The following is a 14,574-nucleotide window of genomic DNA, read 5'->3' as shown; positions in this document are numbered from 1 at the left end:
AAAATAGAGATATCATTCAATAGATTTTACGGCTGTCCCTTTAACTCAAAATCAACCAAGAAGATACATAAAAGCACCCCCCCCCCCCCCCCCCCCCCCCGCCCCCCCCCCGGAGGGGGGGGGGGGGAGCCACTCTCGCCATCCGCTTGGCATGCTGATGATTGAAGTTTTTTCCAAGCTTCATCTTCTTGGTTATCTCGTTTCATGACACTAATCCCGATAGGCTGGAGAAAGCAACTGAAATTAACCCGATAGCATCATACCGATCAATGTTAACGGGACAGCAGTCATTCGATTTATATCTAAACTGCTTGCCTTATCGGACCATCCACAACGGATTCAGCTTGTGGCACTTTCATCGTCACCAACTCTTCGGCACTGACCGGATGTATCGGAATCGTGTTATCCAGATCGGCCTTGGTCGCGCCCATCTTCACCGCCACCGCAAAACCCTGCATCATCTCATCCACGTGATCGCCAATCAGATGGATACCGACCACCCGCTCCTGATCACCGCTACAGATCAACTTCATTGCCGTCGTCGTATCCCTTGATGATAGAGCATGACGCATCGGCGTGAACTCAGTCTGATAGACCCTGACATTCTCATGAAAGGCCCGTGCCTGAGATTCCGTCAGACCGACCGTGGCAACTGGTGGATGTGAAAACACCACGCTGGGTATATTGTCGTAATCGACCCGACTGTTCGTCCGATGGTCGAATAGACGATCTGCCAGACGACGTCCGGCGGCAATCGCAACCGGAGTCAAAGGTGTCCGTCCGGTGATATCGCCAATGGCATAGATGCCGGGAATGTTGGTGTTCTGGTAATCATCTGTTACCACGATTCCGTTATCCAATACCTCAACACCGATTTCAGCCAGATTGAGTTGAGCCGTATTGGGCACACGCCCAACCGCCCAGATCACTTGATCGAAACCGCTCAACTGTTCACCCAGGCTTCCCTGAAGTGTCATTCCATCATCACCTTCAAGCAGACCGCTTACCTGAAAAGAGAGCTTTTGCTCCACACCCTGTTTGGCCATCTCACGCATCAACACCTGACTGAGCATGGGATCGAACATCTCAAGCAGACGTGACTCAAGCGCAACCAGAGTCACCTGGGAGCCCAGCGCCGAGAGCACCCCGGCCAGTTCAACACCGATGTAACCACCACCGATAACCGCCACTTTCTCGGGCTGCTCCTGCAGGGCAAAAAACCCATCGGAGGTGATCCCCAGCTCAGCACCGGGTAGTGGCGGCACGATCGGCTGTCCACCGGTTGCAATCACAATATGATCTGCGGCATAGATCTCCCCATCGACTTCGATCTCTCCAGGACCGATCAGGCGGGCGTAACCTTGCAGATGGGTCACGCCAAGTTGTTCAATATATTCATCCCAGTAGCGATTGATACGCTGCACATAACTTTGCCGACCCGAGACCAGTTTCGACCAGTCGGTCCGGCCCCGTTGCACTGTAACTCCGTAACCTGCAGCATCATCAACCGCATGGGCCAGTTCGGCTGCCGTCCACATCACCTTCTTGGGTACACAACCGTTGTTCACGCAGGTACCACCCAGCTTCCCCGGTTCCACCACGGCAACCCTTCGGCCATGCTGCACCGCCCGTTCAGCCACCGCCAAACCACCACTGCCGCCACCGATGGCAATCAAATCAAAATGTCTGTTCATACTGTTCACCAAAATCCTGCCAGGAGAATCGATCCAGCCAGCATGGCTGACTGGATCCCATCAAAACAATCTAGGCTGCAGACCTCTGTTGTGCTGCCAGATACTGTTCCAGATCATCTGAGCCGCCAATCCGTTCACCATTGATGAATACCTGAGGTACCATCGAGATACCGGCCACCGCTCGCAGACTGCTTTCACTGTAGTTCTTGTTCAGCACCAGCTCTTCAAACTCGATATCCGCATCCCTTAACATGCCTTTCGCCCGCACACAGAAGGGGCACCCTTCTCGGGTGAACAGGGTGACATCCATCGGTTGCTGCTCATTGGGTGCCAGATAGGCCAGCATGTTATCCGCATCCGAGACTTCAAAAGGATCTCCAGGCAGATCCGGTTCGATAAACATCTTCTCGATGACACCATCCTTCACCAGCATCGAGTAACGCCAGGAGCGCTCCCCAAAGCCGAGATCCTGTTTCGACACCAGCATGCCCATGCCACGGGTGAAATCACCGTTTCCATCGGGCAGAAAGCGGATGCGATCGGCCTGCTGCTCCAACTGCCACTCATTCATCACAAAGGCGTCATTGACCGAGACACAGACCACCTCGTCGACACCGTGACGCTTGAACAGCGGGGTCAGCTGGTTGTAACGGGGTACGTGGGTGGATGAGCAGGTGGGCGTGAAGGCGCCCGGCAGGGCAAATACCACCACGGTTCTGCCATTGAAGATCTCATCACTGCTGAGATCCACCCATTCGTGCTCACGGCGGGTGCGGAAGGTAACCTGAGGGACTCTCTGATTTTCACGATTCTCTAACATCTTTTTCTCCAGAAGTGTGTGGTTCAAATAAGCTTGAAGCGCACTCTACGGAATAATCATGAATTGATAAAATCGTATATTACGATCTTATTAATATATATTTCCTATTATTAATTTATCACTCATACCATCCACCAATCTGACACGATTCCACTCCCCGACCGGCCACTGAGCGGCCAAGCCGATTGAGTCAGAGCCACACCGTACTAACAGATTTCGAGAACCGACAAAATTGTAACGATCCGGCACTTTGACCATTTAAATCTGTCCTATGGCCTGAGCGAGCGCTCTGTCATAGAGTGGTTTGGATAAATCACCCGTTACCAAGGTAGAACAATGACTAAAAAATATGACCTGATCGCCATCGGTGCCGGAAGTGGCGGTCTCTCAGTGGCGGAACGCGCCGCCAAATATGGCGCCAAATGCGCCGTTATCGAAGCCAAGCGGATCGGCGGTACCTGCGTCAATCTGGGTTGTGTACCAAAGAAGGTCATGTGGTACGGGGCCGGTATCGCCCATACCCTGCACGATGCAACCGATTACGGCTTTGACATCGCCATCAACGGCTTCTCCTGGGAAACCCTGAAGCAACACCGGGATGAGTATGTATCCGGTATCAACAGCTGGTATCACACCTATCTGAAGGACTCCGATATCGATGAGATTACCGGTTACGCCAGGTTCATCGATGCCCATACTCTGGAGGTGAATGGCGAGCAGTTGCAGGCCGAACATATCGTCATCGCCCCAGGCGCCTATCCGGTTGTACCCTCCATACCGGGGGCAGAACACGGCATCACTTCAGATGGTTTTTTTGAGCTGGAAACACTGCCACAACGGGTCGCCGTAGTGGGCAGCGGCTATATTGCGGTTGAGATCGCCGGCCTGCTCAACGCCCTTGGCAGCGATGTTACCCTGCTGTTGAGAAGAGAGCATCTGCTCAGACCGTTCGATGCCATGTTGCGGGAGTGCCTGATGGAGGAGATGATGGATGGCGGCGTCAATATCATCACCTCGTCGCAAATCGGCGAAGTGAAAAAACAGGATGACGAGGAGCTTGAACTGATCTGTGCCGACACCGGACAACAGCTGGGTCGATTTGATCAACTGCTATGGGCCATCGGCAGAGCACCGGCTTCCAGTGGCATGAACCTGGAAATGGCAGGCATTGTAACGGATGAGCAGGGCCACATCCCCACCGATGAGTGGCAGAACACCAACCTGGCCGGTGTATATGCCATCGGTGATGTCACCGGCAGGGCTCAACTGACACCGGTTGCCATCGCTGCGGGACGACGACTCGGTGACCGGCTGTTTGGCAACATGTCTGAGCGGAAGCTCGACTATGATCTGATCCCGACGGTTGTCTTCAGCCACCCGCCTATCGCCACTGTCGGCCTGACCGAAAGTGAAGCCCGGGAGATTCATGGGGATGCGGTAAAGATCTACCAATCCAGATTCACACCCATGTATCACGCCTTCACCAAACATCAGAGCAAGATGGCGATGAAACTGGTTACAGTTGGCGCCAGAGAGAAAGTGGTCGGCTGTCATGTCATCGGGATCGGTGCGGATGAGATGCTGCAGGGTTTCGCGGTGGCGATGCGCATGGGTGCGACGAAAAAGGATTTCGATGACACCATTGCGATTCACCCAAGCGCTGCTGAAGAGTTGGTAACCATGCGCTAGACCGACATCGACTCAGGGACGAAACATTGAGCAGAACTCTCGCATCAGCACTCATCCTATCCGTTGCGATGCATTTTCTCTTGACCTGGTACCTGGGTGACAGATTGTGGCGTTACCTGACAGAGTCCTCCTCTTATCACCAACCCGCTATGATCCGGATTACCATCGAGTCACCAATCAGGACCAGCACACCACACGAAAATCACCAACAGGTCTCGATGCCGAAACAGCAGAGGAGTCCAACTCAGACAGCGGAACCCAAGCACCATGACAAGCCCCCGTCACCAACCAATCAGGCTGAACTCAACGAACGACAGCAACCGATAACAGAAACGACAGCAGATAAAATCACATCTGCCAGGATTCTTTCATCATCGAAAGAGATCAGCCGTAATCTGGTGATCGACGAGGAACAGGCGGATACCATAGAAAATAAAAACTCAGTATCGGCAACCCTCGATCAGGCGTTAAACCCCAAAAGGGAAGCACCGAACCTTTCGACACGGGCCGACGGCACAATCAGAGTGGTTACTGAACAAGGTTATACCTACTGCATCAAACCTCTGGATGACTGGAGGATTGTTGACCCGCAGGATGACATGCGTGTGTCGGCATTCTGCAAATAGTTCAGCGCCACATCGATCAATCGGCATACTCATCAAACTGAAGCACATCACCCGGACTGGTCTCCCAAGCCGCTTTACTCCCCATGAAAACGTGTTTCTCCACCTTTACCCCAGGCTCTCCATCGACAGATCCCAAGCTAACCCAGCCGATCACACCCTGGTAAGTTCCAGCTAGCGGGGAACCGCATCTGCTACAGAAAAAATTCCCCATGGCTTCCGAAGATTGATAGTGAGTCAACAGCGCTTCACCACTCAACCACGACAGCTTGCCCGGCTCAATCAGCGCAAATGCAGAGGATTGGGATCCACTGGCCTTCCTGCACATGGAACAGTGGCAGGCAGCCGCATCATGCAACTCCCCATCAATCTTATAGGTCACTTCACCACAGGCACACGAACCTGTAATTGCCATCTCTATCTCCTTTTTTCACCTGGCATGAACAGACTGTTCATGATGCTTAGCATATTAGGGCCTGTTAACTTTCAATCTTCCCGGCAGCAAGAGCATAAGCCCCTCTCCCTTGACACCGGTCTATACAACGGGAGAGGGGTTGGGGAGAGGGTGAACGCGAAGCGTTTCACCTGACTAAAAGATAAAAATCTGATTGATACTTGATTCTTATCGCGTTGATTTCTTATAAAGAGTGAGGTGCCAATTCTCCCCCTCTCCCCCGGCCCCTCTCCCACAAGGGGAGAGGGGAGTTAACATCCCCGCCTATTTGATTTTCTGACGTTAATAGTGGCTCAACAACAATCATCTTTGAAGGCCAGCAGATTGGGATAACAGGCTACCGCCCTACTGTCATGAGCCCCGCCCACAAGTACACATTCCACACCGGCAGCGATTGCAGCCTCAAGATCCCGCCTGACCGAATCACCGATAACCAGACAATCCTGCTCACTATAACCAAGCGACTGTACAGTAGTTTTGAAAGGTTTGGGGGAGGGTTTCACCATGCCATGATCCGATGAAAATGAGACAGCGTTGAACAGGTCGTCAACTCCCCTGTCGCTGAAGGTTCTCAACCACCTCTCCTTTGGCGCCCAGATATCGATCACTGCGGCAAGCGTAAACCTGCTTGCAAGCGTCAGCAATGCTTCAACATACTGATCCGGTATATGACCATGCTCATGAAATGAAAAAGTGCTGATGATTCTATCAATCTCCGAACGGGACAGAGCTGAATCAGCCACCGCAGAAATGGCCTCTTTTACGCTCGGAAAATTATCCCTGTAACGTTCATCAGGATAGCGCGCATCCAGATAAGCATAAGTCTTTGCAATCAAGCGATTGATAGAACGCTTCCCCAGCTTGCCACCGATTCCATGGTAGTACTCCGAATAGTCTTCGTCGCTGCCGAAGCGGTCTTCGTCAAACATGAAGGTACCGTTCATATCCAGCAGAATCGCCTTTTTCGCTTCAAACACCATGCTCCCCCTTCTCCCTTGGGTGGGACTGTCATAGAGTCACTGCAGAATGCTCCTGATGCTCAGCCTAAAACTCTGTTTACATATCACGGCTTATCGACAAGGGTAAGCTGCACATCATCCAGCCAGGCCGTACCCGCATCATTCAATACTGCGGTAATCTGTAAATGAGCTGCCTTGGCCGGGACAACCGCAGTAACTTCAATCCGCTGCCACTCACGGTTGCCCGTTACAATCTCTGAAGAGATTTCGCTAATGAATTTCTTGTTGGCTTTGCGAAACACCAAGCTAAGATCGAACCCTTTCGGGCCCAGCGCTTCGCTTTTGATCATGGCACTCAGCTTGATCGATTTGCCCACCGTGCTATCCAGCGGCAACCATTGATTGATCATTCCCCAGGCTTGTACCAGCTTGCGCTCAATACGGTAGCTGTTTTTGCCATCGGTACTATCGGTGGTGTCGATGGATACCTCGTAGGCTGGCTCCCCCGCATGCTGTGAGAATCCCCAGCCTTTCACGAACTGATCCGACTCTTCGAAACTCGGGTTTTTCAATGGCAGTGATATGGTTTGTGCTGGTTGGCTTTGCTGTTGCTGTAGCGGGGTTTGTTCGTCCGATTGATTGCGATCACTGCAGGCGGTAAGTGTGAGCATTGCAGCAACTATCATAGAAAGGGAAAACTGATTGGTTTTCATAATCGGTTTACGGAACCTTTACAAACATAAACAATAAATAGAGATATGGTTTTCATATGGGAATGGTTGATACCCATTGCCACTCAATTCAATACAGCTTGAATCGCTCAGTTGCCTGATACCATGCTGCCTCATCCACCATAGCCAGGGCATCGAGATCCTCAACTGAAGCATCAGGATTATCGACCCACTCCCGCAGTAAGCCGGAACCATTGATTAGATCGATGGCAAGCCGCTCAAACTCATACTCATAGGGGAAATCACGCCACAGGGGATAATCGGGCTGTAACTGGCGCAATGCCTTGAAAGCCAGCGCCTGGAGACGCCAGGGTTTGAAACTGCCATGCCGGTAGTGCGCTTCACTGTCCACATGGATCTGAATCCCCTGACAGAGGTGACCGGCATGCTTATGGAAGGTTGGCTCAAACCAGCAAGGGCGTAACCGACACCCTTCAAGCCAAGCGGGGCTCAACTCAAGCATGGTTTTCATCAACGCTGAAGCATCGATATCCGGCGCTCCAAACAGCTCCAGGGGCCTGGTGGTGCCACGCCCTTCGGACAGGGTAGTGCCTTCCAGCATCACGGTCCCTGCATAGCATCTGGCCATCGACAGATTGGGCGCATTCGGACTGGGGTTGATCCATGTCCGCTCAGCCAACGGCCAACCGTAGCCCGGTGCCGAATCAGGTTGCCAGCCCCTCATCGTAATCACTTCACACTCAACATCGAGCTTGAAGTGACTGATGAACCACAGGGCCATCTCACCCAGAGTCAACCCATGTCGCATCGGCATTGGCCCGGCGCCGACAAAACTCTCCCAACCATCACGCAGCATCAGACCTTCAACCGGTCTGCCGGCCGGATTGGGGCGATCAAGCAGCCAGACCGCTTTACCATGATCCGCGGCTGCTTCCAGCATATAACGCAGGGTGGTGATGAAGGTATAGATGCGACAGCCAAGATCCTGCAGGTCCACCAGCAGCAGATCGAAACTATCCAGCATCTCTGCCGTAGGACGGCGCACTTCCCCATACAGACTGAATACCGGAATACCGAGACGGGCGTCATACTCATCACCGCTCTCAACCATGTTGTCCTGCTTGTCGCCACGTAGGCCATGTTGAGGACCGAACGCAGCCGTCAACTCAATATCCGGCAGCGCTGCCAGAGCATCCAGGCTATGGGTCAGATCAGCAGTGGTTGAGGCTGGATGAGCGAGCAAAGCGATACGCTTCCCAGCCAAAGGACGCCGCAGTGCAGCTTCCTCGATCAGACGGTCAATTCCGAACTTCATTCCGGGACGATCCTCACTCAGCGAAATAAGAGGCTTGACCTGCTAGGGCCTGTTAAAACTACTCCAATCGATTTCAGTCGCGTTTCTTCGCCAGCACCAAGGCATCGTACAACATAATCCCCACACCGAGGGTGATGGCTGAGTCGGCGATATTGAATGCGGGCCAATAGTGCTGTTGATAGTGAAAGTGCAGAAAGTCGATCACATGACCAAACAGGATGCGGTCGATCACATTACCAATCGCACCCCCAATGATCAGCGAGAGGGAGACGGCCACCCACTTCTCCTGCTGCTTCAAACGCCACAGCCAGACGGTGAGAACCGTGGTCACCACGATGGCGAGTACGGTAAAGAACCAGCGCTGCCAGCCCCCCTGATCGCTGAGAAAGCTGAATGCCGCACCCTTGTTGTAGAGCAGGGTCAGATCAAATATCGGCAACACATAGACCGGCTCGTAAAGGGTCAGCATTCTGTCGGCCAGCTGCTTGGTCAACTGATCCAGCAAGATCACAACAAAGGAGAGCCACAACCAGTTGATCATTTCGATATCCCTTTGAAAATGTCTCAGGCAAAGCGCCGGGGTTCACCGGTTCCGCTGACATTCTCCACACAACGGCCACAGAGCTCCGGATGCTCCGCATGACTCCCCACATCTTCCCTGTGGTGCCAGCAGCGGACACACTTGGCATGCGCTGACGCGGTGACCTGAACGCCAACTCCCAGGGTTTCATCCAGCTCGACCTGATCCGGCTTTTGTGCCATCGGCAGTGCCCTGGCATCCGAGGTGATCAACACGAAGCGCAGTTCATCCTCCAGCTGCGCCAGAGCGTCAATCAACTCATCGTTTGCATAGATGGTGACATCCGCATCCAGGGAGGAGTTACCTTCCGCGCGAAACGATTCCATCGCCTTGCTGACCGCTTCACGCAGATTGATGATCTGCTGCCAATAATCCGCATTGAATCGGTCATCCTGATCCAGAGCATAGAGCCCCTCATACCAGGTCTCCAGAAACACACTCTCGCTGCGCTCACCGGGAATCGACTGCCAGATCTCATCCGCAGTAAAACTGAGAATCGGCGCCAGCCAACGCACCATCGCCTCGATGATGTGGTACATCGCCGTCTGGCAGGAGCGCCGGGGCAGACTATCTGCCTGAGTGGTATATTGACGATCCTTGATGATATCCAGGTAGAAACCGCCCAACTCATTGACACAGAAGTTATGAATCTTCTGGTAGATGACATGGAACTGATAATCCCCGTAGGCTTCGGCGATCTCCTGCTGCAGTTGCAGGGTGCGATCCACCGCCCAGCGATCCAGCTCGATCATCTGTGAAGGTTCGAGCAGATTCTGCTTTGGATCGAAACCGTTCAGATTGGAAAGCAGAAAGCGGGCCGTATTACGGATCCTGCGATAGGCATCTGCGGTACGCTTGAGAATTTCGTCGGAGACGGTCATCTCATTGCGATAGTCCGTGGCGGCAACCCACAGACGAATGATATCCGCCCCCAGGGTTTTCAGCACCTTCTGTGGCGCTACCACGTTACCCAAGGACTTGGACATCTTGCGCCCCTGAGCATCGACAGTGAAACCATGGGTCAGTACCGCCTTGTAGGGGGCACAACCATTCATCGCCACCGAGGTCATCAGCGAGGATTGAAACCAACCACGATGCTGGTCGGAGCCTTCCAGATAGAGGTCGGCGGGAAAAGCCAGGTTCTCTCTGGCATCCAGTACACAGTGGTGAGAGACACCGGAATCGAACCAGACATCCAGGGTATCGGTCACCTGCTCATAGTCGGCCGCCGCCTCACCGAGGAACTGATCCAGTTCGAGATTGAACCAGGCTTCAAAACCCTGCCCCTCAACCAGCTGAGCGACCTTTTCAATCAATACCGGTGTATCAGGGTGAAGCTGCCCATTCTGTTTGTGGATGAACAGGGTGATCGGTACTCCCCAGGTACGTTGACGGGAGATACACCAGTCTGGGCGGTTCCCTACCATTCCCTGAATACGGGCCTTGCCCCAATCGGGCATCCAGTTGACCTTCTCGATCTCCTGCAGCGCCTGCTGCCGCAGCCCGCTCTGATCCATGCTGACAAACCATTGCGGCGTTGCACGGAAGATGATCGGGGTTTTATGGCGCCAACAGTGCGGATAACTGTGTCGCAGCCGCTCTTCGTGCATCAGCGCACCCCGTGACTGCAGAACCTCGATCACCTGTTCGTTGGCGGAGAGCACATGCAGTCCGGCAAACAGTTCAGTAGCCTCGACGAAGCAGCCATTACCGCCCACCGGGTTATCCACCGGCAGGTTGTAGCGCATACCCACAAAATAGTCATCCAGGCCATGACCTGGCGCCGTGTGCACCGCACCGGTACCCGCCTCCAGAGTGACATGCTCGCCCAGAATGACCGGTACCTGGCGATCGTAAAAGGGGTGCTGCAGCATCAAACCTTCAAAGGCCTCCCCTTTGGCATAGGCCACCACATGGTAGTGTTCGATACCGAAACGATCCATCACATCCTTGAGCATATCGTCGGCAATCACCAGACGCCGCTTGCCCTGCTCACTCTCATACTCGACCATCGCATATTCGTAAGAGGGATTCAGCGCCACCGCCTGGTTGGCAGGCAGGGTCCAGGGTGTGGTGGTCCAGATGACAAACGAGATCGGCCCCTCGCCACCCCCTTCGGGTACATGGTGGCAGCGGTCCAGCAGTGCCGCCTCATCCACCAGAGCGAAAGCCACATCGATCGCGAAGGAGTCCTTATCCTGATACTCAACCTCCGCCTCGGCCAGGGCGGAGCCACAGTCGGTACACCAATGGACCGGCTTGTAGCCCTTCTGAATATGGTCATTGGCGACGATCTTACCCAGTGAGCGAATGATATCCGCCTCGAACTGGTGATCCATGGTGAGATAGGGGTGATCCCAGTCACCCAGCACCCCGAGCCGGATGAAATCCTCCCGCTGACCCTTCACCTGTTTGGCGGCATACTCGCGGCACGCCTTGCGGAACTGAGTGGTGGTGATTTTCTTGCCCGGTTTGCCGATCTTCTTCTCGACCTGCAGCTCAATCGGCAGACCGTGACAGTCCCAACCCGGCACATAGGGGGCATCGAAGCCATCCAGAGTACGACTCTTTACAATGATATCCTTGAGAATCTTGTTAACCGCATGGCCAATGTGAATATCACCGTTGGCATAGGGAGGCCCGTCATGCAGGTGAAATGCCGGCCGGCCTGCAGAGGCCTCGCGGATCTTTTGGTAGAGCTCGCGCTGCTGCCATTTTTTCAACATTTCAGGCTCGCGCTGAGCCAGATTCCCCCGCATTGGAAAATCGGTTTTTGGAAGATTAAGAGTCTGCTTGTAGTCGCTCACTAACTGCTACCTGTCAGGGGTGCAAAAAATAGGATATTGAAACTTAAAAACGCCTCTGGCGCAAAGTTTCCGCTGATAAATGTTAAACATACGCTATCACAGCCGGGAAAGCCGCCGATCCACTGCCTTTCAAGTCATAACTGCCCTGTTGTGAGTCTGACGGGAAGCGACGGGAACGCGCGGCAATGCGGCTCTGGATCAGCCCGCACCGGCCAATATGGCTTTAGCCTGATCCGCATCCAGCAGGATCTGCTCACGCAACGCCTCAAATGACTCAAAGTTCTCCTGATCCCTGAGCTTTTCCACAAACTCCACCGAGACATGCTCACCATAGACCGAGCGATCAAAATCGAACAGAAAGACCTCCAGCAGATAGCGGGTATCCCCGGCCACCATCGGGCGCACACCGATGTTCGCCACACCGGGCAAAGGCTGCTCTTCAAGCCCACCTACCTTCACCGCAAACACCCCATCGAGCGGACTGACCCGTCGGTGCAGATCGATATTCATGGTGGGGAAACCGATGGTTCTGCCCTTTTTGGCGCCATGCCCAACCCGGCCACAGATCCGGTAGGGTCTACCCAGACAGAGGGCGGCTCCCTGCAGATCCCCCTGAGTCAGCAGCTCGCGTATTCTGGTACTGCTGACACGATCCGCATCCAGGCGATAGGTATTCATGTTCTCAACTTCAAAACCATGTTGCCTGCCGGCTGTTTTGAGTAACTCGAAGTCCCCTTCCCGACCACGGCCAAAGCGGAAATCGTCACCAACCGAGAGAAAGCGTACCCCCAATCCCTCGACTAAAAGCTCTTCGACAAATTCATCGGCCGACATGGAGGCCAGACGTCGGTTGAACTCCAATACCACGACCCGCTCAACCCCTGTCTCCTCGATCGCCTGTAACTTCTCCCGCAGACGGGTCAGGCGTGCGGGGGCGTTCTCCCCCTGAAAGAACTCACGGGGCTGAGGCTCAAAGGTCACCACAGTGGTTGGCAGGCCCAGCAACTCGCCCTTCTCCAGCAGATGACTGAAGACCGACTGATGCCCCAGATGTACCCCGTCAAAATTGCCAATAGTGGCAACACAGCCGTGATGATCAGCTCTGAGATTGTGTAGACCGCGAACCAGTTGCATAGGGAAACCACTCTGAACGAAGCGGTCAATTATAGGCCCTGCGGCACGATTGAGCATCCCTATCTATAAAGATTAGGAGGTTTATACCGGATCCTGTGGGAAAAAGGTCTGCCCTGGATAGTAAAAACACCCCTATCCAGGCAGACAACACGCAGCTATACCAAAATCACTGTCGCTATTGAGAATACGTCTGATTGGCCGTAATGGATTCAGTTTTTCAGGGAGCGAAAGTGGCTTAACCGGCCACCAAACAGGAAAAAGATTGAAAAATAGAGCAGCATGGCAATCACGATCAATCCGGCCAGACGCCAGACCCGATCCCAACTACCCACTTCCAGCCAGCCATCGACCGCCCCGGCACCCCACCAAAGCATCAATCCCATGGCCAGGGCGGAGAGAGTGATACGTAAAAGCAGCATCGGCCAGCCGGATTCGGGCCGATAGATCCCCTGCTTGATCAGTGCACGATAGAGAAGGTAGGCATTCAGCCAGGAAGAGAGGGTTGTGGCCAGTGCCAAACCGGCATGGGCCAGAGGAAAGACCAACAAAAGGTTGAGAACCATGTTGGCGACCATCGCAATGATACCGATTCTGACCGGCGTTTTGGTGTCCTGGCGGGCATAAAAACCCGGTGCCAATATCTTGATCAACATAATCGCCATCAGGCCGGGTGTATAGGCCATCAGACTCAACGTCGCCATATCCACATCATGGCGGTTGAAGGCATCGGAGAAAAACAGGGTTGCCAGCATCGGACCGGCAAGCAGAAACAGACCAACCGCAGCCGGCACACCCAGAATCAGGTTGAGACGCAGCGCCCAATCCAGAGTACGGGAAAACTCCGTGGCGGATGCCTCGGCATGTTTTCGTGAGAGGTTGGGCAGAATCACCGTACCCAGCGCCACCCCCAATACCCCGACAGGAAACTCCATCAAGCGGTCTGAATAGTAGAGCCAGGAGATACTGCCACTGACCAGAAAAGAGGCGATCAGGGTATCGAGTAGCAGGTTGAGCTGACTGACGGAAACGCCAAACAGCGCCGGGATCATCAGCCGCATCACCCGCTTCACCCCCGGATCCTTGAACGCCACCCTGGGTCTCGGCAACAGGCGTATCCGTCCAAGAAAGGGCAACTGAAAGAGGAACTGGACAATCCCTGCGATCAACACACCCCAGGCCAATCCTTTGACCGGCTCATCCAGCATCGGCGACAGCCATACAGCACAACCGATCAACGAGAGATTGAGCAGCACCGGGGTGAATGCCGGCACGGAAAAACGGTTGTGAGCATTCAGGATGCTACCGGCAAATGCGGTCAGGGTAATGAAGAACAGATAGGGGAAGGTGAGATAGAGCATCTCTACCGTCAGCTCATATTTACCCTCGGCTTCATTCCAGAAGCCTGGTGCAAAGATCATCACCAGTACCGGTGCAGCAATCACACCGACCAGGGAGACCAGCAGCACGATCAGCCCCAGGGTACCTGCCATATTGTCGACGAACCCACGCAGTTCACCCTCAGGACGCTGTGTACGGTATTCACTGAGTACCGGTACAAAGGCTACGGAAAAGGCTCCCTCCGCAAATAAACGGCGTAGAAAGTTGGGGATCTTGAAGGCGACGAAGAAGGCATCGGTGGCCGCATTTGCACCGAACATCCGTGCAAGCACCAGATCCCGCACAAATCCCAGGATACGCGAGAGCATGGTGTAGCTACCAACTGCAGCGAATGAGCGGAAAAAAGAGGCCAGGATCTGTTCCTTACATCAATCTGGTTGATAAATCGCCATTTCTAGTGATCCGGCGA

12 protein-coding genes are annotated in these 14,574 nt (G+C 53.9%); 2 read left to right on the top strand and 10 right to left on the bottom strand.

Going from position 1 to position 14,574, the window contains the following annotated elements:
* Window positions 1–302 precede the first annotated feature (302 nt).
* Together gorA (A3193_RS18405) and A3193_RS18400 are read right to left on the bottom strand one after the other, a co-directional pair.
* Window positions 303–1,694: a glutathione-disulfide reductase gene (gorA, locus tag A3193_RS18405; protein WP_069002813.1), complete on the bottom strand. Its 1,392-nt coding sequence runs from the start codon at window positions 1,692–1,694 to the stop codon at window positions 303–305.
* A gap of 70 nt (window positions 1,695–1,764) precedes the next feature.
* Entirely contained in the window at window positions 1,765–2,514 is a 750-nt protein-coding gene (locus A3193_RS18400) for a glutathione peroxidase (protein WP_069002811.1), read from the bottom strand.
* 336 nt (window positions 2,515–2,850) lie between these two features.
* On the opposite strand from A3193_RS18400, the gene gorA (A3193_RS18395) reads away from it, so the two are divergent.
* Both gorA (A3193_RS18395) and A3193_RS18390 read left to right on the top strand, forming a co-directional pair.
* Window positions 2,851–4,203, top strand: coding sequence for a glutathione-disulfide reductase (gorA, locus tag A3193_RS18395; protein WP_069002810.1), 1,353 nt, complete (start codon window positions 2,851–2,853; stop codon window positions 4,201–4,203).
* A gap of 26 nt (window positions 4,204–4,229) precedes the next feature.
* Window positions 4,230–4,829: a hypothetical protein gene (locus A3193_RS18390; RefSeq protein ID WP_139116857.1), complete on the top strand. Its 600-nt coding sequence runs from the start codon at window positions 4,230–4,232 to the stop codon at window positions 4,827–4,829.
* Between the two features lie 16 nt (window positions 4,830–4,845).
* Here A3193_RS18390 and A3193_RS18385 read toward each other — a convergent pair whose 3' ends face one another.
* From A3193_RS18385 to murJ, 8 genes are all read right to left on the bottom strand, one after another.
* Window positions 4,846–5,241 carry a GFA family protein gene (locus A3193_RS18385; protein WP_069015465.1) on the bottom strand — a complete coding sequence of 132 codons (396 nt, stop codon included), beginning with the start codon at window positions 5,239–5,241 and terminating at the stop codon, window positions 4,846–4,848.
* A gap of 332 nt (window positions 5,242–5,573) precedes the next feature.
* On the bottom strand, window positions 5,574–6,260 hold the full coding sequence (locus A3193_RS18380) for an HAD family hydrolase (protein WP_069015464.1): 687 nt from the start codon (window positions 6,258–6,260) through the stop codon (window positions 5,574–5,576).
* Window positions 6,261–6,343: 83 nt separating this feature from the next.
* Entirely contained in the window at window positions 6,344–6,910 is a 567-nt protein-coding gene (locus A3193_RS18375) for a hypothetical protein (RefSeq protein WP_141694532.1), read from the bottom strand.
* A 130-nt stretch (window positions 6,911–7,040) separates the two neighbouring features.
* Window positions 7,041–8,246 carry an exo-beta-N-acetylmuramidase NamZ family protein gene (locus tag A3193_RS18370; RefSeq protein ID WP_069015462.1) on the bottom strand — a complete coding sequence of 402 codons (1,206 nt, stop codon included), beginning with the start codon at window positions 8,244–8,246 and terminating at the stop codon, window positions 7,041–7,043.
* A 73-nt stretch (window positions 8,247–8,319) separates the two neighbouring features.
* Window positions 8,320–8,787 carry a signal peptidase II gene (lspA, locus tag A3193_RS18365; protein WP_069002801.1) on the bottom strand — a complete coding sequence of 156 codons (468 nt, stop codon included), beginning with the start codon at window positions 8,785–8,787 and terminating at the stop codon, window positions 8,320–8,322.
* A gap of 23 nt (window positions 8,788–8,810) precedes the next feature.
* Complete coding sequence (gene ileS, locus A3193_RS18360) at window positions 8,811–11,633, bottom strand: isoleucine--tRNA ligase (protein WP_069015461.1); 2,823 nt, start codon at window positions 11,631–11,633, stop codon at window positions 8,811–8,813.
* Window positions 11,634–11,831: 198 nt separating this feature from the next.
* Window positions 11,832–12,767 (bottom strand): bifunctional riboflavin kinase/FAD synthetase, encoded by a 936-nt coding sequence (gene ribF / locus A3193_RS18355; RefSeq protein ID WP_069002798.1) that lies wholly within the window; start codon window positions 12,765–12,767, stop codon window positions 11,832–11,834.
* A 209-nt stretch (window positions 12,768–12,976) separates the two neighbouring features.
* On the bottom strand, window positions 12,977–14,518 hold the full coding sequence (gene murJ / locus A3193_RS18350; RefSeq protein WP_071933766.1) for a murein biosynthesis integral membrane protein MurJ: 1,542 nt from the start codon (window positions 14,516–14,518) through the stop codon (window positions 12,977–12,979).
* Between the last annotated feature and the right edge of the window lie 56 nt (window positions 14,519–14,574).

The sequence above is a fragment of the Candidatus Thiodiazotropha endoloripes genome (genome assembly GCF_001708965.1).
In the GTDB taxonomy this organism is placed as follows: domain Bacteria; phylum Pseudomonadota; class Gammaproteobacteria; order Chromatiales; family Chromatiaceae; genus Thiodiazotropha; species Thiodiazotropha endoloripes.
This window is presented reverse-complemented; position numbering and strand designations above follow the sequence as displayed.